At 69.4% G+C, this 20,609-nt stretch carries 25 protein-coding genes and 1 pseudogene; 16 read left to right on the top strand and 10 right to left on the bottom strand.

Annotation, left to right across the window (positions count from 1 at the left end):
• Positions 1 to 19 precede the first annotated feature (19 nt).
• The 3 genes from relB to VF106_RS20200 are packed head-to-tail and all read left to right on the top strand — an operon-like array spanning position 20 to position 1,336.
• Complete coding sequence (gene relB / locus VF106_RS20210; RefSeq protein WP_330841319.1) at positions 20 to 871, top strand: type II toxin-antitoxin system RelB family anti-toxin; 852 nt, start codon at positions 20 to 22, stop codon at positions 869 to 871.
• A 12-nt stretch (positions 872 to 883) separates the two neighbouring features.
• Positions 884 to 1,102, top strand: a complete 219-nt coding sequence (locus VF106_RS20205) for a DUF397 domain-containing protein (protein ID WP_330841318.1) — start codon at positions 884 to 886, stop codon at positions 1,100 to 1,102.
• A 12-nt stretch (positions 1,103 to 1,114) separates the two neighbouring features.
• On the top strand, positions 1,115 to 1,336 hold the full coding sequence (locus VF106_RS20200) for a DUF397 domain-containing protein (RefSeq protein WP_330841317.1): 222 nt from the start codon (positions 1,115 to 1,117) through the stop codon (positions 1,334 to 1,336).
• 162 nt (positions 1,337 to 1,498) lie between these two features.
• Here VF106_RS20200 and VF106_RS20195 read toward each other — a convergent pair whose 3' ends face one another.
• Positions 1,499 to 1,780: a hypothetical protein gene (locus VF106_RS20195; protein WP_330841316.1), complete on the bottom strand. Its 282-nt coding sequence runs from the start codon at positions 1,778 to 1,780 to the stop codon at positions 1,499 to 1,501.
• A gap of 121 nt (positions 1,781 to 1,901) precedes the next feature.
• Here VF106_RS20195 and VF106_RS20190 point away from each other — a divergent pair, with 121 nt between their 5' ends.
• Positions 1,902 to 2,486 (top strand): CGNR zinc finger domain-containing protein, encoded by a 585-nt coding sequence (locus VF106_RS20190; protein WP_330841315.1) that lies wholly within the window; start codon positions 1,902 to 1,904, stop codon positions 2,484 to 2,486.
• Here VF106_RS20190 and VF106_RS20185 read toward each other — a convergent pair.
• Positions 2,483 to 3,109: a DsbA family oxidoreductase gene (locus tag VF106_RS20185; protein ID WP_330841314.1), complete on the bottom strand. Its 627-nt coding sequence runs from the start codon at positions 3,107 to 3,109 to the stop codon at positions 2,483 to 2,485. The genes VF106_RS20190 and VF106_RS20185 overlap by 4 nt on opposite strands.
• 153 nt (positions 3,110 to 3,262) lie before the next feature.
• Positions 3,263 to 5,362, bottom strand: coding sequence for a HelD family protein (locus VF106_RS20180; RefSeq protein ID WP_330841313.1), 2,100 nt, complete (start codon positions 5,360 to 5,362; stop codon positions 3,263 to 3,265).
• A gap of 113 nt (positions 5,363 to 5,475) precedes the next feature.
• On the opposite strand from VF106_RS20180, the gene rsmD reads away from it, so the two are divergent.
• Complete coding sequence (gene rsmD, locus VF106_RS20175) at positions 5,476 to 6,060, top strand: 16S rRNA (guanine(966)-N(2))-methyltransferase RsmD (RefSeq protein WP_330841312.1); 585 nt, start codon at positions 5,476 to 5,478, stop codon at positions 6,058 to 6,060.
• 13 nt (positions 6,061 to 6,073) lie between these two features.
• The gene (gene coaD, locus VF106_RS20170; RefSeq protein WP_330841311.1) at positions 6,074 to 6,556 is read left to right on the top strand and encodes a pantetheine-phosphate adenylyltransferase; all 483 of its coding nucleotides are present in this window, start codon (positions 6,074 to 6,076) and stop codon (positions 6,554 to 6,556) included.
• A gap of 118 nt (positions 6,557 to 6,674) precedes the next feature.
• Here coaD and VF106_RS20165 read toward each other — a convergent pair whose 3' ends face one another.
• Both VF106_RS20165 and VF106_RS20160 read right to left on the bottom strand, forming a co-directional pair.
• Positions 6,675 to 7,655 carry a hypothetical protein gene (locus tag VF106_RS20165; protein WP_330841310.1) on the bottom strand — a complete coding sequence of 327 codons (981 nt, stop codon included), beginning with the start codon at positions 7,653 to 7,655 and terminating at the stop codon, positions 6,675 to 6,677.
• A gap of 177 nt (positions 7,656 to 7,832) precedes the next feature.
• Positions 7,833 to 8,273 (bottom strand): GNAT family N-acetyltransferase, encoded by a 441-nt coding sequence (locus VF106_RS20160; protein ID WP_330841309.1) that lies wholly within the window; start codon positions 8,271 to 8,273, stop codon positions 7,833 to 7,835.
• A gap of 92 nt (positions 8,274 to 8,365) precedes the next feature.
• Between VF106_RS20160 and VF106_RS20155 the strand changes: the two genes are divergently transcribed.
• The 5 genes from VF106_RS20155 (at position 8,366) to mutM (ending at position 11,742) form a co-directional block, all read left to right on the top strand.
• Complete coding sequence (locus VF106_RS20155) at positions 8,366 to 9,115, top strand: SPFH domain-containing protein (RefSeq protein WP_330841308.1); 750 nt, start codon at positions 8,366 to 8,368, stop codon at positions 9,113 to 9,115.
• A gap of 153 nt (positions 9,116 to 9,268) precedes the next feature.
• The gene (locus VF106_RS20150; protein WP_330841307.1) at positions 9,269 to 9,832 is read left to right on the top strand and encodes a YceD family protein; all 564 of its coding nucleotides are present in this window, start codon (positions 9,269 to 9,271) and stop codon (positions 9,830 to 9,832) included.
• 42 nt (positions 9,833 to 9,874) lie between these two features.
• Positions 9,875 to 10,057 (top strand): 50S ribosomal protein L32, encoded by a 183-nt coding sequence (gene rpmF, locus VF106_RS20145; protein WP_330841306.1) that lies wholly within the window; start codon positions 9,875 to 9,877, stop codon positions 10,055 to 10,057.
• Between the two features lie 62 nt (positions 10,058 to 10,119).
• Positions 10,120 to 10,827: a ribonuclease III gene (gene rnc, locus VF106_RS20140; RefSeq protein WP_414639033.1), complete on the top strand. Its 708-nt coding sequence runs from the start codon at positions 10,120 to 10,122 to the stop codon at positions 10,825 to 10,827.
• A gap of 57 nt (positions 10,828 to 10,884) precedes the next feature.
• Positions 10,885 to 11,742: a bifunctional DNA-formamidopyrimidine glycosylase/DNA-(apurinic or apyrimidinic site) lyase gene (mutM, locus tag VF106_RS20135; RefSeq protein ID WP_330841304.1), complete on the top strand. Its 858-nt coding sequence runs from the start codon at positions 10,885 to 10,887 to the stop codon at positions 11,740 to 11,742.
• On the opposite strand, the gene VF106_RS20130 is transcribed toward mutM, so the two are convergent.
• Entirely contained in the window at positions 11,687 to 12,385 is a 699-nt protein-coding gene (locus VF106_RS20130; protein ID WP_330841303.1) for a TetR/AcrR family transcriptional regulator, read from the bottom strand. The two genes, mutM and VF106_RS20130, sit on opposite strands and share 56 nt — an antisense overlap.
• A 123-nt stretch (positions 12,386 to 12,508) precedes the next feature.
• Between VF106_RS20130 and VF106_RS20125 the strand changes: the two genes are divergently transcribed.
• Genes VF106_RS20125 through VF106_RS20115 form a run of 3 tightly spaced genes read left to right on the top strand, consistent with a single transcriptional unit; the run spans position 12,509 to position 16,139 of the window.
• Entirely contained in the window at positions 12,509 to 15,073 is a 2,565-nt protein-coding gene (locus VF106_RS20125; RefSeq protein WP_330841302.1) for a sensor histidine kinase, read from the top strand.
• The gene (locus tag VF106_RS20120) at positions 15,070 to 15,753 is read left to right on the top strand and encodes a response regulator (RefSeq protein ID WP_330841301.1); all 684 of its coding nucleotides are present in this window, start codon (positions 15,070 to 15,072) and stop codon (positions 15,751 to 15,753) included. Before VF106_RS20125 ends, VF106_RS20120 begins: the two co-directional genes overlap by 4 nt.
• A 14-nt stretch (positions 15,754 to 15,767) precedes the next feature.
• Positions 15,768 to 16,139: a VOC family protein gene (locus VF106_RS20115; RefSeq protein WP_330841300.1), complete on the top strand. Its 372-nt coding sequence runs from the start codon at positions 15,768 to 15,770 to the stop codon at positions 16,137 to 16,139.
• Here the strand turns inward: VF106_RS20115 and VF106_RS20110 are convergent.
• Complete coding sequence (locus tag VF106_RS20110; protein WP_330841299.1) at positions 16,125 to 17,063, bottom strand: Lrp/AsnC family transcriptional regulator; 939 nt, start codon at positions 17,061 to 17,063, stop codon at positions 16,125 to 16,127. The two genes, VF106_RS20115 and VF106_RS20110, sit on opposite strands and share 15 nt — an antisense overlap.
• Positions 17,064 to 17,147: 84 nt before the next feature.
• Between VF106_RS20110 and VF106_RS20105 the strand changes: the two genes are divergently transcribed.
• Positions 17,148 to 17,957, top strand: coding sequence for an NmrA family NAD(P)-binding protein (locus VF106_RS20105; RefSeq protein ID WP_330841298.1), 810 nt, complete (start codon positions 17,148 to 17,150; stop codon positions 17,955 to 17,957).
• Here VF106_RS20105 and VF106_RS20100 read toward each other — a convergent pair.
• Both VF106_RS20100 and VF106_RS20095 read right to left on the bottom strand, forming a co-directional pair.
• Positions 17,926 to 18,870, bottom strand: coding sequence for a glycoside hydrolase family 25 protein (locus VF106_RS20100; RefSeq protein WP_330841297.1), 945 nt, complete (start codon positions 18,868 to 18,870; stop codon positions 17,926 to 17,928). The genes VF106_RS20105 and VF106_RS20100 overlap by 32 nt on opposite strands.
• An 89-nt stretch (positions 18,871 to 18,959) precedes the next feature.
• Entirely contained in the window at positions 18,960 to 19,307 is a 348-nt protein-coding gene (locus VF106_RS20095) for a CAP domain-containing protein (RefSeq protein ID WP_330841296.1), read from the bottom strand.
• 37 nt (positions 19,308 to 19,344) lie between these two features.
• Between VF106_RS20095 and VF106_RS20090 the strand changes: the two genes are divergently transcribed.
• Positions 19,345 to 19,563, top strand: coding sequence for a hypothetical protein (locus VF106_RS20090; protein WP_330841295.1), 219 nt, complete (start codon positions 19,345 to 19,347; stop codon positions 19,561 to 19,563).
• Between the two features lie 912 nt (positions 19,564 to 20,475).
• Here the strand turns inward: VF106_RS20090 and VF106_RS20085 are convergent.
• Positions 20,476 to 20,609, bottom strand: a pseudogene (locus tag VF106_RS20085) (IS5/IS1182 family transposase); the annotation flags it as partial.

Below are 20,609 nucleotides of genomic sequence, written 5' to 3'. Positions count from 1 at the left end.
GCCAAAAGGAGTAGGTTCTGTGTCCAGCAGGACGCCATCGCACCGCCGGGTCCGGCTCGGCATCGCGCTGCGGGACGCCCGCGAGGCCGCCGGGCTGACGCAGGCGGAGGCCGCGCGGCTGATCGGGCGCAGCCAGCCGTGGATCGCCAAGATGGAGAGCGCGCAGATCGCCAAGCTGCGGATGACGGACCTGGACAGGATGCTGGAGAGCTACGGCATCTTCGGTGGGAAGGCCGAGGAGCTGCGCAGGTTCGCGCGGTCGCCGTTCGACCAGCGCGGGGTCTGGGTCGACACCAGCCAGGCGCCGGCCTGGTGGAGTGAGTACCAGGAGGTGGAGCGCCAGGCGAAGGTGATCAAGGCCGTGCACCTGGACGCGCACGACGGCCTGATCCAGTCCGAGGCCTATATGCGCCGCCAGTTCCAGCTCGGCGCGGCGGTCGATGTCGAGGAACAGGTGCGGGCGCGGCTGGCACGGCAGCAGGCGCTCTTCGACCAGGGATCGCCGCCGGACTGCACTTTCGTGCTCAGCGAGGCATGCCTGCGTCGCCACATGGGCGATCCCCCGATGATGGTCACCCAGATCGAGTACCTGCTGGAGCTGTCGAAGCAGCCGTACCTCACGATCCTGGTGCTGCCGTTCGATGCTCGGTTCCCGGCAGCGACCTACGGCTTCACGTTGATGCAGTTCAACAGCGACACCATGGGGGACTTCGTCAGCGTGGAGTATGAGGTTGGCTCCGCCACCATCGACGATGAGGATGCGCTGCGCATCTTTCAACGCAGATGGGAGCTGATTCGTAGTGCTGCCCTGGGAGAATACGATTCGCGGCGGTTCCTCCGCCGAGTGCTCCGCGAGTACCAGGGCAACTGAAGGGGTGCAACCATGCGGACGTATGACTCCGGTTCGGCGGCCGGACTGTTCTGTGCGGACGGTTGGTTCAAGGCCCGGGCGAGTAGCGACAACGGCACTGGCTGCGTCGAGGTGAGCTTCGGAGCGCCAGGGGTGGTTGGTCTGCGGGACAGCAAGCAGCCTGACGGCGGCGTGTTCATGTTCGATCCTGCTGAATGGCGTACGTTCCTCGCTCGGCTCCGCGACTGTTAAAGGGGTGCGCTCGTGCAGACGTATGACTCCCGATCGGCGGTCGGGCTGTTCGGTGTGGACGGTTGGTTCAAGGCGCGGGAGAGCAACGCCAACGGCACCGGCTGCGTCGAGGTGAACCTCGGTGTGCCGGGGGTGGTTGGTCTGCGGGACAGCAAGCAGCCCGATGGTGGCGTGTTCATGTTCGGGCCCGCCGAATGGCGTGCGTTTCTCACTCGGGTCACGGCTGTTGAATAGTTCGTATCCTGCATGGGATGCGGGCTGGTCAACCCGCTTCGCGGGGCGGCTGGCGCCCGGCAGCACCGCAGGGTGCCGCGCCGTGAAGACACGAGTCGCGGCGTGCTGAAGGACGCCTTCCTCGCATCGCGTAGGCCTTCGGGGGCCATGCCCCTTGTGCTGTCAGTCCTCTGCGTCGGAGGTTTCGAGCACCGAGTTGACCGCGGCCTTCACGGCGACTAGTTGACGCAGGGCGGCCGGTCGTTGCTCGTCCTCGAGCCTGGTGAACCGAATCGTCTCCAGTTCCGCCACCACATGCTCCAGTTCCCGCAGCACCTCGGGGACGGTGTGGTCCAGCGCCTGCCGAACGGTTTCGAGGCGATCTTGCAGATCGGCGATGTCCATCTCCCCGGTCTCGAATCGCTCGATAGCACGGGAAAGTCGACGAACAAGCGAGTCGACCATGTCGATAGTTCACCTCGCGGCGGATCGGTTCGGCTCAGGCTTGCCGCGCGCGGTCGGTAAGTCGGCGAGCGGTGCGTTGGAGCAGTTCGTGTTACCCAGGACACCGGTTATCGTAGTGTGAGTGGTTAGCGAAAAGGTGCCGCCGTTCGCCGTGCAGGTGGATGGGCTCCTCCTGCCCAAACCGCTGGCGGGGCATCCCGCGCTGGAGCTGTGCAACACGCTCGCCGGCTGGGACGACCCGCCCGAGCGCCACAACGAGTGGCTCGCCACCGGCGAGCATCTCGCGGTCTGGGCCGAGTTCACCGGCCTGCTGAACCCGTGCCCACGCGACGGCAGCGTGCTCGACGACGTCCGTGAGCTGCGGACGGTGGCCTACCGGCTGTTCCGTCACCGCGACGAGTCCGTCTTCCCCGCACTCGCCGCGGTGGCGGACGAGGCCAACGCGCTGCGCAGGCTCACCAGTGCCGGCGAGTTCCGGCTCGCGCACGACAGCGGCGACCCGAGGCTGCCGCTGTACGCGGCCGCGCTCGCGGTCGCCGATCTGCTCGGCCGGCCCGAGCGGGACACCGTGCGTGCCTGCCCCGGCGAGGGTTGCGGCTGGCTGTTCCTCGACCCGCGCGGCCGCCGCACCTGGTGCACGATGGCGGCCTGCGGTAACCGCGCGAAGGTTCGCGCCTACGCGAACCGCAACCGGTCGTCCGGTTAGGCGGCCGAGTCCTCGAGCGCGGTGTGCAGTGCCTTCTCGAACACCTCCACCGGCTGCGCGCCGGAGACGCCGTACTTGCGGTCCAGCACGAAGAACGGCACCCCGGTCGCGCCGAGTTGGCGTGCCTCGCGGATGTCGGTCTCGACGTCGGCGGTGTACTGGTCGCTCGTCACGACCTTGCCGGCGCCCGTCACACCGAGCTCCTCCGCCAGGCGCACGAGCGTGTCCGCGTCGCCCAGGTTCTCGCCCTCGATGAGCTGTGCCCGCATCAGCCGCTCGTGCATCTCGTTGCCGAGGCCCTGGGACTTGGCGTGGTGCGCGAGCCGGTGCGAGTCGAACGTGTTGACCATCACCTGGCGGTCGTAGTCGTAGTGCAGGCCCTCGACCGCGGCCAGCGCCGTGACCCGCTCGGTCGCGACCTTGACCTGGTCCATGGCGCCGAACTTCTCCGCCAGCGCGTCGTACACCGGCATCGTCTTCCCGCGCGGGAAGGACGGGTCGAGCTGGAAGCTGCGGAACTCGACGTCGACCGGGTGCTCGAACTCGGCGAGCGCGCTCTCCAGCCGCCGCTTTCCGATGTAGCACCACGGGCACACGATGTCCGACCAGACCTCGATCTTCACAGCGCGCAGCTCCCGTCCTCGCAGACGGGTACGTCCGCGTCCCCGAGTGACACCAGCACCGGCAGCACATCCTCCTCGCGCGGGGGAGTCCGCGGGGCGACCGTCGTTTCGTCCATGTCGTGCCCAACCGGGGCCGACCGGCCGGTATTCCGGCTACGGCCAGGCCGGGTCGCTCGTCAGCACGGTGAGCCGCTGGGTCGCGCGGGTCAGCGCCACGTACAGCGTGCGCGGCCCGGTCGTGGACTCCGTCACCAGCTCCGTCGGCTCGACCAGCACGACCGCGTCGTACTCCAGGCCCTTCGCCTCGATGCCGTCGACGACGTGCAGCCGCTCGTCGGTCACGTCGGCCAGCACCTCGCGGGCCTCCGTGAGCCGCCCGGACGCCGTGATCACGCCCACTGTGCCGTCCATCTCGTCGAGCAGCTGGGCGGTCGCCACCCGCAGCGACTCGGCCAGCTCGGACGGGTCGACCACTCGCACCGACGGCTTCACACCCGTGCTGCGTACCGCGTGCGGCAGCTGGTCGGGCCTCGCCACGTCGGTCACCACCTGGGCGGCCAGCTCGAAGATCTCCGCCGAGTTGCGGTAGTTCGTGCGCAGCTGGAAATGCTTCCGCTGTGCGCGGGCGCCCAGCGCCGCGGCGCTGGCCGAGGCCGCCTCGTCCGGGTCTGGCCAGGAGCTCTGTACGGGGTCGCCGACCACCGTCCAGCTCGCGTACTTGCCGCGTCGCCCGACCATCCGCCACTGCATGGGGGACAGGTCCTGCGCCTCGTCGACCACGATGTGCGAGTACTCGTCGTAGTGCTCGGGGCGCCGCGGGCCCTCCGACCACTCCTGCTGCTCGGCCGCCAGCTGCGCGGTCCTGCGTTGGTGCCGCTTCGGCGGTGGGCCGAGCAGCACGCGCAGCTCGTCGAGTAACGCGACGTCCGCGACCGTCGGGCCCGCGGTGGAATCCGCCCAGGACGCGACGAGCGCGTCGATCTCGTCGGACTTGAGGGCCCGGCCGGCGGCACGGGCGAGCCGGTCCCGGTCGGCGAGCAGCCGCAGCGCCTCCCGCTCGGTCTGGATCGGCCACCACACCACCACGAACCGGTGGAAGTCGATCCGCTCGCCCAGGTCGGTCAGCAGCTCGTTCTTGTCGAAACCGAGCCCGTGCCCCTCGCTCTTGCGCCACAGCGCCTCGAGCAACGCCTCCGCGGCGTCGACCCGCGACTGGTTCGGTGGCCGGCTCATCGAGTGCACCGCGCGGCGAACCTTCGAAAGGTCGCGTTCGTCGAGCTTGAGCACCTGGCCGCGGTAGGTGATGCGCAGCTCGTTCGGCGCGTCCGGCGGCGGCTCACGCAGTGCCCGCTTGAGCACCCGGCGCATCCGCAGCGAGCCCTTGATCCTGGCCACGTCGGCCGGGTCGATGCCGACGGCACGGGCGCCGTCGAGCACCTCGCCGAGCGACCGCAGCTCGACCGTGTCCTCGCCCATCGAGGGCAGGACCCGCGAGATGTAGGAGGTGAACGCCGGCGACGGCCCGATGACCAGCACCCCGGAGCCGCCCATGCGGCGCCGGTCCCGGTACAGGAGGTAGGCGACCCGGTGCAGCGCGACCGCCGTCTTGCCGGTGCCCGGCCCGCCCGTGATCTCGGTGACACCCTTCCACGGCGCCCGGATCGCCTCGTCCTGCTCGCGCTGGATAGTGGCGACGATGTCGCGCATCTTGTCGCCGCGGGCGCGGGTCAGCGACGCCATGAGGGCGCCCTCGCCGACCACGGCCATGTCGTCCGGCCGCTTCTCGGGGGCCAGCAGGTCGTCGTCGATGTCCACAACGGACTGCCCGGTGGACCGGATCACCCTGCGGCGCACCACGTCCATCGGGTTTTCGGCCGTGGCCTGGTAGAAGGCGGCCGCCGCGGGCGCGCGCCAGTCGGTGACCAGGTTGTCGAAGTTCACATCACGAATGCCGAGCCGGCCGACGTACTGGGTCTCGCCGTCGGTGTCGTCCAGCCGGCCGAACACGAGCCCCTCGTGCTCGGCGTCGAGGCTGCGCAGGATCTGTGTGGCGTGGCGCACCATCACGTCCCGCTCGAACAGCATCGCCGCCTGCTCGAAGATCGCCTCGTTGCGCGCGCCGTGCGCGAGCTGGTCGCCCCTTCTGCGCATGGCCTCTGCCTCGACGCGCATCTCGTCGACGCGCTTGTAGACGACGTCGACGTGGGCCTGTTCGACCGCTATCTCGGTCTGCCTGTCGGAGGTCTGCGACACGCACACTCCCCGGTGTTGCCGCTGTGTGGATGGGAAGAGCGAGCCTACGCGAATTCGACGGGCAAGGTGGCGAGACCCTGATCAAAGAATGGCGCGCCTGAGAGTATGGGCACGTGACGAGGATCGTGGCGGGTACCGCTGGTGGGCGGCGGCTGGCCGTACCGCCGAAGGGCACCCGGCCGACGTCCGACCGGGTGCGGGAGGCCCTGTTCAGCGCGGTCGAGTCGGCTTTGGAACTCGACGGCACGCGGGTGCTCGACCTGTACGCCGGCACCGGGGCGCTGGGGCTGGAGGCGCTGTCGAGGGGAGCGTCGTCGGCGGTGTTCGTGGAGTCGGCGGCGGGCGCGTTGGCCGTGCTGCGCAAGAACGTCGCCACGGTCGGCCTCCCGGGCACCGTCCGCGCCGGCAAGGTGGCCACGGTCCTGGCCGCTGGCTCGCCGGAGCCGTTCGACCTGGTCCTCGCCGACCCGCCCTACGCGGCCGAGGACCTGAGCCAGGAGCTGTCGCTGCTGGTCTCCGGCGGTTGGCTCGCTCCCGGCGCGCTCGTGATCGTCGAACGTTCCCGCCGGGCCGCCGACCTCGCGTGGCCGGAGCCGTTGTCCCCCATGAAGGTCCGGCACTACGGCGAGACCTCGCTCCACTGGGCGCGGATGCGTGAGCAAGACCACCGTCGCGACATCGACGCTGGTGGGGACTGATACCTTCCGCGCCATGAGGCGAGCCGTCTGTCCCGGTTCCTATGACCCGCCGACCAACGGCCACCTGGACATCCTGGAGAGAGCCGCCGGCCTGTTCGACGAGGTCGTCGTCGCGGTGCTCGTCAACAAGAGCAAGAAGGGCCTGTTCACGGTCGAGGAGCGGATCGAGCTGCTCGCCGAGTCCGTCGCCCACCTGCCGAACGTGCGCATCGACTCCTGGCACGGCCTGCTGGTCGACTACTGCCGCCAGAACGACATCCAGGCCATCGTGAAGGGCCTACGCGCGGTCAGCGACTTCGACTACGAGCTGCAGATGGCACAGATGAACCAGCAGCTCACGGGCGTGGAGACGCTGTTCATGCCCACCAAGCCGGAGAACAGCTTCCTGTCCAGCTCACTGATCAAGGAAGTGGCGACCTACGGCGGCAACGTCGCACACCTGCTCCCGGCAACCGTGCACCGCCGCCTACTGGACCGCCTGTCCCGAGACAAGTAGCGCCCCACCGGGCGCGCAGCGCGCCCGGTGGGCAGCGCGCCCGGCGGGCGGGCGCCGCCCGGGGACGCCCATGTCATGAAAGACGCGTTCATGTCGTTCAGCGACATGAACGCGTCTTTCATGACTCCGGCGGTGTCTCGAACGCGTCTTTCAGGACGCCGCCGGCCGGGGGAGGGCGCGAGCCTCGGCTGCCCGATAGGCAGCGGTCAGCTCCGCCGCCACTCCGTCGGGGTCGGTGCGCAGGCGCGTCGGGAGCGTCTGCAACACCGCGATTCCGGCCTGCGTACCGCGCGTTGCGGTTCACCGTGTTCGCGTAGGCCTCCCGCTCGAAGTGGAACTCGTACGAGTCGATCTCCCATGCGAGACCGACCTCGGCGAACCACGCGTCGGGCGTACCGAGGTACGTGCCGCTCGTGTCACGGAGCGGCACGTTCCACGCCGGTCGTGGCAGGCCGGTTCGCTCCCAGACCCGTATCGCGTCGACCTCTGCATCGGATCGCGCACCGACGATGACGTCCCTCAGCACGTCCCGGGGTACGGCCGTGCCGCGCCGGCTACCGGCCGCCAACTCGAGGCTCAACCATGCCGGAGGCACTCGACCACGTTGCACCGCTTCCGTGATCAGCGCTTGGACCGGGTCACGGCTCGTGAGACGGCGGCAAGCGTCGATCACTGCCCTGACCGGCGGAGCCAGCGGTACACCGTCACGCACCACCGGCTTCGGGAACCGCTTGGTGCGTTCCACGACCACGTTGCCCGTGCTGTGGAGGTGGCGACCGGCCGGCACCAGCAAATGGATGCCGTAGGAGTCGGGAAGATTGCGTAACCCGTGCCGCTGGCAGGCCTCGAGCCCGGTGACCAGTGTGTCCTGCCCGCCATACAGCAGGGCTGCCTCGACGAGCTGCAGTCTCGTGGGTGGCATGTTCGTCAGCAGCACGACACCTGGCAACAGCCGCTGCCATGGTCCACCCGGCAGGCACCGGCGGTAGGACGTCCGTGGTGGCACACCCAGCTCTTCGAGCGTGGCCACTCGAATGGCGCCACTCCGGCTCGCCCGCTGAAGCGTCTGCGGATCGTGGGCCCAGTCACCTCTACGCATGCTCACACGATCGACGCGAAGGACCAAACATTCCAGCCCCACCGGCTGCCCTGTGGATAACTCAGGCGCCTGCCGGGACATGGCCGGTGCCCTGAAAGACGCGATGGGGACGTTCAACGACATGAACGCGTCTTTCAGGACATCGCCGCCGCTCCGCACCGGAGGCCACGCTGCGCGTTAGAAGATCAGCTTCATGCCCACGTGTGTTGCTTTGAAGCCCAGACGTTCGTAGAAGCGGTGCGCGTCCTCGCGGGTGGCGTCCGTGGTGAGTTGGACCAGGGCCGCGCCTCGGGTGCGGGCGGTGTCGATGGCCCACTGGATCAGTTCGGTGCCGAGGCCGGTGCCGCGTTGGTCGGTGCGTACGCGGACGGCCTCGATCAGCGCGCGGGACGAGCCGAGGCGGGACAGGCCCGGGATGAACGTGAGCTGGAGCGTGCCGATCACGTCGCCGTCGGCGTCGGCGACCACCAGTAGTTGGCGGGGGTCGCTGTCGATCTCCTTGAACGCCGCCGCGTACGCCGGGTCGCCTGGGCGCTCTCTGCGTGCGCCCAGTGGGTCGTCGGCGAGCATGTCGACGATCGCGGGCACGTCCTCCTCGGTGGCGCGTCTGATCTCCATGATCACAGCCTGACACACCGATGCCCCCGATCTCCCCCGCCCGCTCCGGCGGAAACGGCAGACTAGGGAGTGCGAATGGAGGGAGGTACCACGTGTACAAGGTCTTCGAGGCCCTCGACGAGCTCGTCACGATCCTGGAGGAGGCTCGTGGCGTGCCGATGACCTCGAGTTGCGTCGTGCCCCGCGGGGACATCCTCGAACTGCTCGACGAGGTGCGGGACGCGCTGCCCAGCGAGGTCGACGACGCCCAGGACGTGCTCGACCGCAAGGACGAGATCGTCGGGCAGGCCGAGCACGAGGCCGAGCAGACGATCAGCAAGGCCAACCTGGAGGCCGAACAGACCATCGCGGAGGCCCGTGCCGAGGCACAGCGGCTGATCGACGAGGCCCAGGCGCACGCGGACCGGCTGTTGGACGACGCCCGCAACGACGCGGATCGGACCATCGTCGCTGGTCAGGCCAAGTACGACGACCTGGTCAACCGGTCACAGGTGGAAGCCGACCGGATGATCCAGGCTGGTCGCGAGTCCTATGAGCGGTCGGTCGACGACGGTCGCCGTGAGCAGGCCCGGCTCGTCGCGCAGACCGAGGTCGTGCAGGCCGCGCACCTGGAGTCCGCCCGGATCCTGGACGCCACCGCCGACGAGGTCACCCGCCAGCGTGGCGAGTGCGACGAGTACGTGGACGGGAAGCTCTCCGAGTTCGCCGACCTGCTCTCCCACACGCTGCGGACCGTCAGCAAGGGTCGTGCGCACCTGCGCAGCGGCGCCGCGGGCATGCCCCCGGTCCCGTCGTCCGCGGCCGAGCCGGCGTCGGCCGCCCCGTTCGATTACTCCGCCTGAGCCGCGTAGGCTTTGACGAGGACAGGTCGGAACGGGCCGGCTGCGCGGTGCGACCATCTCGGTTGCCGTCGCCGGTGACGATTCGAGCTGTCCTTGGTCAAAGAGCCGCGGTCGCGGATCTTTCTCGAACGAACAGGGAACCCGACGTTCGCCATGCCCGAACAACGCAACAGCCCGTGGGTCCTCGACACCCGGGAGCTGGGCCGTCGGCCCGGGCTCTCCCGCAAGCTGGAGCGGGTCATCGAGGCCCAGAGCCCCATTGGGGTCGAGGGTGTCATCGCCGTGCCCAAGGGCGCCAAGGTCGAGCTGGACATGCTGCTCGAGTCGGTCGTGGAGGGTGTGCTGGTCACCGGCACGGCTCTCGCGCCGGTCGCGGGGGAGTGCGCGCGTTGCCTCGACCCGATCTCGCCGGAGGACAACGACATCGAGGTCGAGTTCACCGAGCTGTTCGCCTACCCGGACAGCATCACCGAGGAGACCACCGACTCCGACGAGGTCTTCCGCCTGGTCGACGATAAAGTCGATCTTGAGCCGGTGGTGCGGGACGCGATCGTCCTCGCCCTCCCGGCGGCCCCTCTGTGCCGCGACGACTGCCCGGGTCTGTGCCCGGAGTGCGGTGGAAGGTGGGCCGATCTCGGTCCCGATCACCGGCATGAGACGATTGACCCTCGATGGGCCGCGCTCACGGAGCGGTTCCACACGGATCGTGACGCCTGAGCGGCTGTCCGATCAACCAGGAGCATTGAAGGAGAACTAGTCGTGGCCGTCCCCAAGCGGAAGATGTCGCGGTCGAACACGCGCGCGCGCAGGTCGCAGTGGAAGACCAGCGCTGTCCACCTGGTGGAGTGCTCGAACCGCGCGTGCCGCAAGCCCAAGCCGCAGCACGTCGTGTGCCCGAGCTGCGGCCAGTACGCCGGTCGTCAGGTCACCGAGCCAGCCTGATCCAGGAGTAGGCCACAGTGGCGAACAGGGCGGCGAGGGGGCCGACGGCTGACCCCAAGAAGCTGCTCGAGGCGCTCGGCGTCGGATTGGACGCCGAGCTGCTGAAGCTCGCCATGACCCACCGCTCGTACGCCTACGAGAACGGCGGGTTGCCACCCAACGAGCGGCTGGAGTTCCTCGGCGACGCGGTGCTCGGTCTGGTCGTGACCGACCACCTGTACCGGACGCACCCGGAGATGCCCGAGGGGCAGCTGGCGAAGCTGCGCGCCAGCGTCGTGAACATGCACGCGCTCGCCGGCGTGGCCCGCGGGCTCGGCGAGGGCGGGCTCGGCGCGCACCTGTTGCTCGGCAAGGGCGAGGAGCTGACCGGCGGCCGGGACAAGGCGAGCATCCTCGCCGACGGCATGGAGGCCGTGATCGGCGCGGTGTACCTGAAGCACGGCATCGACACCGCTCGTCAGCTCGTGCACCGGCTGTTCGACCCGCTGCTGACGGAGGCGCCCCGGCTGGGCGCCGGGCTCGACTGGAAGACGTCATTGCAGGAGCTGACGGCGTCGGCGAGCCTCGGCGTGCCCGAGTACCGGGTGAAAGAGGAAGGTCCCGACCACCGCAAGGAGTTCACCGCCACGGTGATCGTCGCGGGTCAGGACCGGGGCAGCGGCGACGGCACCACGAAGAAGGAAGCCGAGCAGAAGGCCGCCGAGGCCGCATGGCGCACCCTCTCGGAACTTCTCAACTCCGGCAACCAGAACGGCACCGACAAGGACTAGCAGCCGCGCCGTTGGCCGGAACGCAACCAACACTTCTGATTCCGGGGAGGCGGGCCAGTGCCTGAGCTTCCCGAGGTCGAGGTCGTCCGACTCGGTCTCGACACCCATGTCACCGGCCGCACGCTGGCGGCCGTCGAGGTCCACCACCCGAGGGCCATCCGGCGGCACGTGCTCGGCTCCGGCGACTTCATCGGACGGCTCGCCGGACGCAAGGTCGTGGCCGTCCGTCGGCGTGGCAAGTACCTGTGGCTCGAGCTGTCCGAGGACCTCGCGCTGATCGCGCACCTCGGCATGAGCGGCCAGCTGCTGGTGCAACCCGTCGGGACGCCGGACGAGAAGCACCTGCGAGTGCGGTTCAGCTTCGCCGACGACGGCCCCGAGCTGCGGTTCGTCGACCAGCGCACCTTCGGCGGCTTCCTCGTCGACGACCTGGTGACGGTCGACGGCACGCCGATCCCGTCCGCGGTCGCCCACATCGCCCGCGATCCGATGGATCCGGCGTTCTCCATCTCGGCGGCCGTCGCCGCGTTGCGGAAGAAGCGGACCGAGCTGAAGCGGGCGCTGCTGGACCAGACCCTCGTGTCGGGCATCGGCAACATCTACGCCGACGAGGCGCTGTGGCGTGCCCGGCTGCACTGGTCCCGGCCGACCGACAAGCTGTCGGCGGGGAAGGCGACCGAGGTCCTCGCGGCGGCGACCGACGTCATGCGGGAGGCGCTCGGCCAGGGCGGCACCTCGTTCGACGCCTTGTACGTCAACGTGAACGGGCAGTCCGGCTACTTCGACCGGTCGCTCGCCGTCTACGGGCAGGAAGGTCTGCCGTGCCCCCGGTGCGGCACGGCGATCCGGCGTGAGCCGTTCATGAACCGTTCGTCCTACTTCTGCCCCCGTTGCCAGCGGCGGGCACGGGCCTGACACCGCCGAGCATGTGGTCCAGCTCGGCGAGTTCGAGCGGATGGCCCGGCAGTGGTTCGACAGCGAGGAACTGCAGCAACCCGTCGAGAAGGATCTCGGCGTGGCGGTGGCTCATCTCCCGGTTGGCCTCGGCGTCGAAGGGGAGCGGCAGGGGCCGAGCCACCCGGATCATCAGCAGACAGATGTCTCCCGCGCCGACGTCCGGGCGCAGTGAACCCTCGTCGTGCGCGGCCTTCACCAGCATCTCGAGCGACCGGTCGGACTCGGCGCGGACCGCGGCCAGCTCGTCGTCGTCGGGAACCGACTGGGCGAGCATCGGCACGACCACGCTCGTGCGGAGGTCGATCGAGGCGTGCAGGTGGCGGACGAGTGCGGTGAACGCGTCCGGTTCCTCCGCCAGCGCCATGGTCGCCGATCTGGCGGACTGCGTCAGCATGTCAACCGCGACCTGACGAAGTAAGACCGTCCGGTCTGGAAAGTGGCGGTACAGGGTGGCGATGCCGACGCCGGCCCGCCGGGCGATCGTCTCCAGCGCGACGGTCGACCCTTCCTCAACCAACAGGTCAATGGCGGCCCGAACGATGTGCTCGCGGTTACGGACAGCATCAGCGCGAGGGCGACGGGGTGGTTTGAGGTCACTCATTGGGGTCCTTATCCGGAGACAACCCCTACGGAAAGATCACATTAACGCCTTTTTCGTTGTTGAGGCAATGATGTTGCCGACCTGCGGCGGTCGCACCTCGGGTGTGAGGCGCAGACTGACCCCGTGGCAGTCGAGACAGAACCGGATGATTCACCCGGTCGGGACGAGCCCCGCCGTGGTGAGCTGCGCATCTACTTCGGCGCCGCGCCCGGGGTCGGCAAGACGTACGCGATGCTCGGCGAGGCGCACCGGCGCCTGGAACGGGGCACCGACGTGGTCGTCGGGCTCGTCGAGACCCACGAGCGGTACCGGACCGACCGGCTGCTCGAAGGGCTGGAGGCCGTGCCGCGCAGGACCGTGCACTACCGCGGCAGGGACTTCAAGGAGCTGGACGTCGACGCGGTACTCGCCCGCAAGCCCGAGGTCGCTCTGGTCGACGAGCTCGCGCACACGAACATCCCGGGCTCCCGCAACGCCAAGCGCTGGCAGGACGTCGAGGAGCTGCTCGAGGCGGGGATCGACGTGCTGTCCACGCTGAACGTCCAGCACCTGGAGAGCGTCAACGACGTGGTGGAGCGGATCACCGGGGTGCGCCAGCAGGAAACGGTGCCGGACGCGGTGGTGCGGCGGGCCCAGCAGGTCGAGCTGGTCGACATCACCCCGGAGGCGTTGCGGCGCCGGCTCGCGCACGGCAACGTCTATCCGGCCCGGAAGATCGACGCCGCGCTGTCCAACTACTTCCGGCCAGGCAACCTGACCGCACTACGGGAGATCGCGCTGCTGTGGGTGGCCGACCAGGTGGACGTCGCGTTGCAGCGATACCGGGCAGAGCAGCGGATCACCGAGACGTGGGAGGCCCGTGAGCGGGTCGTCGTGGCGGTCACCGGCGGCCCGGAAACCGAGACGCTCGTGCGTCGCGCCAGTCGCATCGCCGCCCGCGCCGGTGCCGAACTGATGGTGCTACACATCCTGCGCGGCGACGGCCTGACCGGCGTGTCGCCCAGTGCGGTGTCCGAGATGCGCCGCCTGGCAAAGAACCTCGGCGCCACCTTCCACACGGTGGTCGGCGAGGACGTGCCCGACGCGTTGCTGGACTTCGCGCGGGGCGTGAACGCGACCCAGCTCGTTCTCGGCACGTCCCGCCGGTCACGGTTCGCGCGGCTGTTCGACGAGGGCATCGGCGCGACCGTGGTGCAGCGGTCCGGGGCGATCGACGTGCACATGGTCACCCACCCGCAGGCGAGCCGCGGGTGGCGGGCGCGACGCGGGAGCAGCCCGCTCGGCCCGCGCCGCCGCATCGCGGGGTGGGTGGCGGCCGTGGTGCTGCCGGCCGCCCTGACCCTTGGCGGTCTCCTGCTCAGCGAACACGTCTCGCTGTCCACCGACGCGGTCGGGTACTTCCTGGTGGCCGTGACGGTCGCGCTCGTCGGCGGGCTCGGTCCCGCGCTGGTGGCGGCGGTGCTGTCCGGGTTGCTGCTGAACTTCTTCTTCACCGAGCCCGTGCACACGCTGAACGTGGCGCACACCGAGAACCTCGTCACGCTGATCGCGATGGTGGTCGTGGCCGCGCTCGTCGCGCTGGTCGTGGACCGCGCGGCCCGGCGCACGGTCCAGGCCATCGAGGCGCGGACCGAGGCGGCGCTGCTGACCTCCTACGCCAGAACGGTTCTGCTCGCGGAGAACCCGGTCGACCGCCTGCTCTCCAAGGTCCGGGAGAACTTCGGCCTGACGTCGGTCGCGTTGCTGGAGAAGGGAAACGGCGACTGGCGGCAGGTCGCGTGCGTGGGGCCGTCCCCGTGCGACGTGCCAGACGACGCCGACGTGGACGTGGTCGTCACTCCCGACGTGCACCTGGCGTTGCGTGGCCGCGCGCTACCCGCCGAGACCCGCGGTGTGTTGGAAACCGTTGCGGGGCAGGCGTTGCTGGCGTTGCGGCAGCAGCGGATGTCGGCGGAGGCGGCGGAGGCGAAGCGGCTGGCGGAGACGACCGAGCTACGCACGGCACTGCTGTCGGCGGTCGGCCACGACCTGCGCACCCCGCTCACCTCGATCAAGGCGGCGGTCGGCAGCCTGCGCGCGCCGGACCTCTCGCTGCCCGAGGAGGACAGCGCGGCGCTGCTGGCGGACATCGAGGAGGCGGCCGACCGACTGTCCGGGATCATCGACAACCTGCTGGACTCGTCCCGGCTCGCCACCGGTTCGGTCAACGTCAGGCTGAAGGCCGTCACCTACGACGAGGTCGTCGCCCGCGCACTGGCCGGTCTGGACGGTCGCGCCGCGATCTCGCTGGACGTCGACGAGCGGCTGCCGGCCGTCCTCGCCGACGTCGGCCTGCTGGAACGCGTGATCGCCAACGTCGTCGACAACGCGTTGCGGCACGGCTCACCCGGCCTCGACCGATCCGTGCCGCCGGCCGAGCCGCCGATCGCGATCCGGGCGAGCGCGCATTCCGACCGGGTGGAACTGCGGGTGGTCGACCACGGCCGAGGACTGCCGAAGGGCGCCGCGGAGACGATGTTCGCGCCGTTCCAGCGGTTCGGCGGCGCGAAGGGCGGGATCGGACTCGGCATGTCGGTGGCGAAGGGTTTCATGGACGCCATGGGTGGGATGATCAGAATCGAGGACACACCGGGCGGCGGGCTGACCGTGGTGTTGTCGTTACCGGCCGACCAAGGCGGTGTCCAGTGACGAAAGTGCTGGTGGTCGACGACGAGCCGCAGATCGTGCGCGCGTTGCGGATCAACCTGTCCGCCCGAGGGTACGACGTGTCGACGGCGGGGACCGGGCAGGAGGCGCTCCAGGTGGCGGCCGCCGCGAAGCCGGACGTCGTGGTGCTGGACCTCGGATTGCCGGACATCGACGGCACCACCGTCATCGAGGGGTTGCGCGGTTGGACGAGGGTGCCGATCATCGTCCTCTCGGCACGCACCGACTCGGGTGACAAGGTGTCCGCGCTCGACGCCGGCGCTGATGACTACGTGACGAAACCGTTCGGCATGGACGAGTTGCTCGCCCGGCTGCGGGCCGCCGTGCGCCGCGCGTCGACCGCCCCGACGGACGGCGAGGAGGCGGTCGTCGTCACCGCGGCCTTCACGGTCGACCTGGCTGCGAAGAAGGTGTTGAAGGACGGCGCCGAGGTGCACCTGACACCAACGGAGTGGGGTGTGCTCGAACTGCTGGTGCGTAACCGGGGCAAGCTCGTGGGACAGAAACAGCTGCTCCAGGAGGTGTGGGGGCCCAGCTACGCGTCGGAGACGCACTACCTGCGGGTGTACCTGGCCCAACTGCGCCGGAAGCTGGAACCGCAACCGTCGCGGCCACGCCACCTGCTCACGGAGGCTGGCATGGGCTACCGGTTCGAGGCATAGGGCACGATGCCCACGTGATCGCGACGCTGCAATGTGTGGTGCTGGACTGCCCCGACGACGAGGTGTTGACGCGCTTCTACCACTCGCTGCTGGGCGGCGAGGTGAACCGTCCGGACCGCCGGTGGTCACTGGGCGGCGGCTGGTCGACCCTGCACCTGCCGAATGGTTTCGTGCTGTGCTTCCAGCGCGTCGCCGACTACCGGGCGCCGCGCTGGCCCGACCCGCGATACCCGCAGCAGTCGCATGTCGACCTCGGGGTGTCCGATCTGGAGGAAGCGGGACGTACCGCTCTCGCCGCGGGCGGCACCGTCCTGGACGACTCGCGGTCGGGCTGGCACGTCTACGCGGACCCCGCAGGCCACCCGTTCTGTCTAGTGCGGGAGTAGGCGGCCCGCGCGTTTCACCGTGCGCGTCAGGGGCGCGGTCTCCACGGTGTGCACGTCGTCGAGTACGCCGATGCGTTCGGTGAGGTAGCGGTACAGGTCGGCCGAGTCCCGGCAGATGACCGTCGCGACGAGGTTCGTGCGGCCGGTGGTCACCGCGGTGAAGGACGTCTCTGGGTGTGCGGCGACCGTCGCGGCGGTCGCCGCCAGACCGGCGGGTCGCACACTCAGCCACAGGCGGGCCTCTGCGCGGTAGCCGAGCGCCTCCGGGAGGACGTCGAGGTCGAACACGAGCACGCCGGCCCGCCGAAGTCGGGTGAGGCGTCGGCGTGCTGCCGTCTCGGACGGACCCAGCGCGGTGTACGGGGCCCGGCCGTCGCCGGCGAGCGCGGACAGGAGGGCGTGGTCCTCGTCGTCGAGATCGAGGGGCTCGGTTTTTGGTGGCGGCGGGGTGAGGAGGGCGGCCTGCTCGTCGGTGAGGTGGCGCAGGCCTGACCACTCGGTGGGCTCGCCGCCCAGGATGGCGTGAGCGCTGATGTCCAGAACGCGAGTGCTGCGGGGCAGTTTGTCCATCAGCAGGGCGTCGCGGGTGGCGGTGTCGTGGGACTGGAGGTTGCAGGAGATCTCGGTGCCACCGGACATGATGTGCACCCAGAACGTGTCGGGCCGGCGGGCGAGCGCGGCGGCGATGGGCGCGGCAACGTCTGGGGTGCAACGGATCCGGAGGGTCCACGACGTGCGGCCGAGCAGGAACCCGTTCGCGGACCCGACTACGCGGAGCACACCGGCACCGAGGAGCCGCTTGTACCGGCGCGCCACGGTGTTCTCGGACACGCCCAGCACGCCGGCGATCGTCGCGAACGGCGCCCTGCCGTCGAGATGCAGGGCGTGGACCAGGCCGCGGTCGACGTCATCGACGGATTCCATGCGAAGACGGTAGCTCGCTGACGGATTCAGGCGGGTGGTTCTTCTTTTCTGGCGGCCGCGTGGCTGGCTCGTTGGGGTGTGCGCATGATCCTGGTAACTGGAGCGACCGGCAACGTGGGCCGGCAGGTGGTGGCACAGCTGTGTGCGGCCGGAGTCCCCGCTCGCGCACTGACCCGCGACACCACCGCCACGTTTCCTCCGGGGGTCGAGGTGGCGCGCGGCGATCTCCGCGAACCCCTCGACCTCCGTGGTGTCGACGGCGTCTTCCTGATGTGGCCACTGCATTCTGGCGCCGCGCTGCCGTCCGTGCTCGACGCGATCGGCGCCCGACACGTGGTGTACCTCGGGTCGGGTGGCGTCCGTGACCTGACAATGGCCGCACAGGCGGAACTCGTGTCCCGATGTCCACAGTGGACCGTGATTCGGCCGAGCACGTTCGCGGTGAACGCCTTGTGGTGGGCAGGGCAGATCCGTGAGGGCGACGAGGTGCGGGGCGCGCACGGCGACCTGGCGATGGCGATGCTGCACGAGGCCGACATCGCGGCGGTGGCGGTGCGGTCGTTGCTCGACCGGCGCGTCGGCCAGACCTACGACCTGACCGGCCCGGAGGCGCTGACGCAGGCCGAACAGGTGCGGATCATCGGCGAGGTGCTGGGCCGACCACTGCGCTGGGTGGAGCTGCCTCGAGCCGAGGCCAGGGCGCAACTGTTGGTCGACGGGCTCCCCGAGTCCTTTGTGGATGTCCTGCTCGACGCCTACACGGTCATGCCGCGCCAGCCCGTGGTCACCTCGACCGTGGCGGACGTGACCGGCCGGCCGGCGCGGACGTTCGCGCGATGGGTCGCCGACCGCGCGGCGGAGTTCAGGGCTTCTTCTGCTCGAGCTTCGAGCTGACCTGCTCGGCCACGTCGTTGACGAACTTGGTGTAGTCGAACTGCGTCGGGATGGTCGACACGGCCTCCTCGTAGTCGGCGGTGCCGATCCGCACGGCGACGTCCGTGCCCAGCACCCGCAGGTCGTCGAAGTTGTAGACGGTCGGGTCGCCGCCCCGCTGACCGATCCACCACTGCAGGCCGGCCAGTTCCTTCTCGTCCTGGACGTGGCGACGGCTGATGCCGTCGCCGACCCAGACGCGGACGCTGCCGGCTTCGCGGGCGAGGATGAGGTTTCTCACGGGGTTCTCCTGATGGCCAAGCAGCATGGCGAGTTGCTCGCGCGTGCCGCGGTAGGCGTTGGCGTCGATGGGTTGATGTCCGGCGATGCGCGCGGAGCTGGTGAACTGCAGTACTGCGACCTCCAGACCGCCGTAGCCGGACCAGTAGCTGGCTGGCACGTCGGCCCATTCGTCGGCGATGGAGCCGACCACGTTGTCGGGATAGCGGGAGCTCCAGAGCGGCGGCAGCCCGGCGAGTGAGGGGGAGCCGAGTTGCTGCCAGTACCAGCGGGGCAGGTACGTGAGGGGCACGTGGTAGCCGGTGGCGCGTACCTGGTCCACGAAGTCGCGGAGCAGCCCGATTCCGCCGGAGCCGGACTCCACGTCGGGGATGACCGGCACGTCGCGCGGGACGACCCGCGCCACGTTGGCGACCTGTGCGGCCGCGGACGCCGAGCTGCGCAGGTAGTGGTAGGCGCAGACCAGCAGTCCGGCGGCGCGGGCCTCGGCGACGTTGGCGCCGAACTCGGAGTCGACGAACGTCGAGCCTTCCGAGGCCTTGACGAACACGAAATCGATGCCTTCGCGCCGACACTGGGCCAGGTCGAGCGCGAGGTCCTGGTGGTGGGAGATGTCGAGACCGAACGTCACCATAAGCGTTCTCCTCCGGGAGATGGGGATGAGGACGCGTAGCTCGTCTGTGAGCCGTTCGATCGTCTATACGGAGTAGTCGGCTGAGCGGTTCAGAAGCCGAAGTCCTGGACCCAGTAGAAGCCGTTGCGGTCGAGTCCCACGCCGATCGTGTTCAGGTCGCAGTTGACGATGTTCCTGCGGTGGCCGGGAGAGTTCATCCACAGCTCCATGACGCTCGCGGCGGTTTCGGCGCCACGGGCGATGTTCTCCGCCCCGGGGCTCGGATATCCGGCGTTCGTGATCCGCTGGTCGAAGGTCACACCTTCTGGCGTGGTGTGGTCGAAGTAGCTGCGCGCCGCCATGTCGGACGCGTGGCCCTGCGCGGCGGTGGTGAGACGACCGTCGACCGACACCGGACCGCAGCCGGCCTCCTGGCGAGCCGCGTTGACGAGCGCCACGACCTGATCCTGGGCCGAGGCGTCCGGCGCGGCGGGGGTGACCGGTGGTGCCGGCGGCACGGTGGTCGTCGTCGGTGGCGGCGGCGGTGCCGGAGCCGGCGTGGACGACGAGGTCTCGGGCGGGGCGGACGTGGTCGGCGGCGACGTCGTGGTGGAGGACGGCGCCACGCTCGTCGTGGTCGAACGGTCGACGCTCCGTCCGCTGGCCTCCGGTCTCCGCTCCGCGCCGCTCGTCACGCCGTCCGGAGAGGCCTGACTGGCGTTGGATTCGGCAGGGAGGCTCGTGAGCACCGTGGCCGCACCGGCGACAAGAGCACCAGCGAGGGCGGCGGTAAGAGCCGGCAGGAGAGTTCTTCGCGCACGCACGGCGACGGAAGCTACCACGAATGGGCGAACTTTATAACGACAGTATGACAATTGATCTACGAAATGGTCATGGTCAGGCCAGTTCGGTCACCAACGGTAGCGCTCAAAAAGGACAGTCGAACACCAACGCGTCGAATGAGGGACAAAGGGTCGTTCTGGGGGCGAAAAGGCGATCCGTAGTGATCTTGTGGCGTGCTCATTGTGCGGTGGCAGCCTGGTCAGGCGCGCTTCGCGGGCGGCGCGCGGGAGGCGGTGTCGCGATTGCCGGTGTCCCGACGGACCAAGTCACGGCATGGGCTACGTCACACCCAGGAGAGTTCGGTCGGCGTTGCGGGACAAGCTCGCGCTCGTTGATCAACGCCAACACAGATGGTTGCGTAGGCATCCCCCACCCATACCCGGGGGGCCACCCCGAGGCCATCGTACCAACCCACAGAGACAAAACACCTGGTCGCGGGCCCCTGTGGACAACTTTCGGTGGTCAGTCCGAGCGAAAGGGACACTCGTGCACCTACCGGCTCTCGCTGGAGTGCTGTAGGGCAGGCGGAGCCCGCGATGCGGGGATGAAACCCGCATCGCCGCGGGCACGAGGCCCCGCGAAGCGGGCCCCTTATGTCTTGGTGTCACGAAGGTCGAGCGGTTCGAGCCGACGGCCACGCGATGAAGGCTCCCGTCCTTCATCGCGTGGCCGGGTTCCGGGGGCGATGTCCTGAAAGACGCGCTCATGTCGTTGAACGTCCCGATCGCGTCTTTCGGGACACCCGCCAAGCGGGTCACGGCACGGGAGCGAGCCTAAGAGTTCCTAACAAAGCCGTGTGACGTGTCGCCAGGTGATGATGCAGGTGGCCAGGGCGAGGAAGGCTTCGTGGATGTCGTCGCGGCGTTCCCAGCGGATGCGGAGTCGTTTCATGCCGTGGTACCAGGCCACGGTGCGCT

It is taken from the genome of Actinophytocola sp. (assembly GCF_036378875.1).
Lineage (GTDB): Bacteria > Actinomycetota > Actinomycetes > Mycobacteriales > Pseudonocardiaceae > Actinophytocola.
The sequence above is the reverse complement of the archived record's forward strand: the minus strand, read 5'-3'. Positions and strand labels throughout refer to the sequence as shown.

Coding starts and splice junctions, on each gene's coding strand:
- VF106_RS20205 (WP_330841318.1), top strand. CDS start 884: ATGCGGACGTATGACTCCGGTTCGGCGGCCGGACTGTTCTGTGCGGAC.
- VF106_RS20195 (WP_330841316.1), bottom strand. CDS start 1,780: ATGGTCGACTCGCTTGTTCGTCGACTTTCCCGTGCTATCGAGCGATTC.
- coaD (WP_330841311.1), top strand. CDS start 6,074: ATGAGGCGAGCCGTCTGTCCCGGTTCCTATGACCCGCCGACCAACGGC.
- VF106_RS20165 (WP_330841310.1), bottom strand. CDS start 7,655: ATGCGTAGAGGTGACTGGGCCCACGATCCGCAGACGCTTCAGCGGGCG.
- VF106_RS20160 (WP_330841309.1), bottom strand. CDS start 8,273: ATGGAGATCAGACGCGCCACCGAGGAGGACGTGCCCGCGATCGTCGAC.
- VF106_RS20150 (WP_330841307.1), top strand. CDS start 9,269: ATGCCCGAACAACGCAACAGCCCGTGGGTCCTCGACACCCGGGAGCTG.
- VF106_RS20130 (WP_330841303.1), bottom strand. CDS start 12,385: ATGAGTGACCTCAAACCACCCCGTCGCCCTCGCGCTGATGCTGTCCGT.
- VF106_RS20110 (WP_330841299.1), bottom strand. CDS start 17,063: ATGGAATCCGTCGATGACGTCGACCGCGGCCTGGTCCACGCCCTGCAT.
- VF106_RS20105 (WP_330841298.1), top strand. CDS start 17,148: ATGATCCTGGTAACTGGAGCGACCGGCAACGTGGGCCGGCAGGTGGTG.
- VF106_RS20100 (WP_330841297.1), bottom strand. CDS start 18,870: ATGGTGACGTTCGGTCTCGACATCTCCCACCACCAGGACCTCGCGCTC.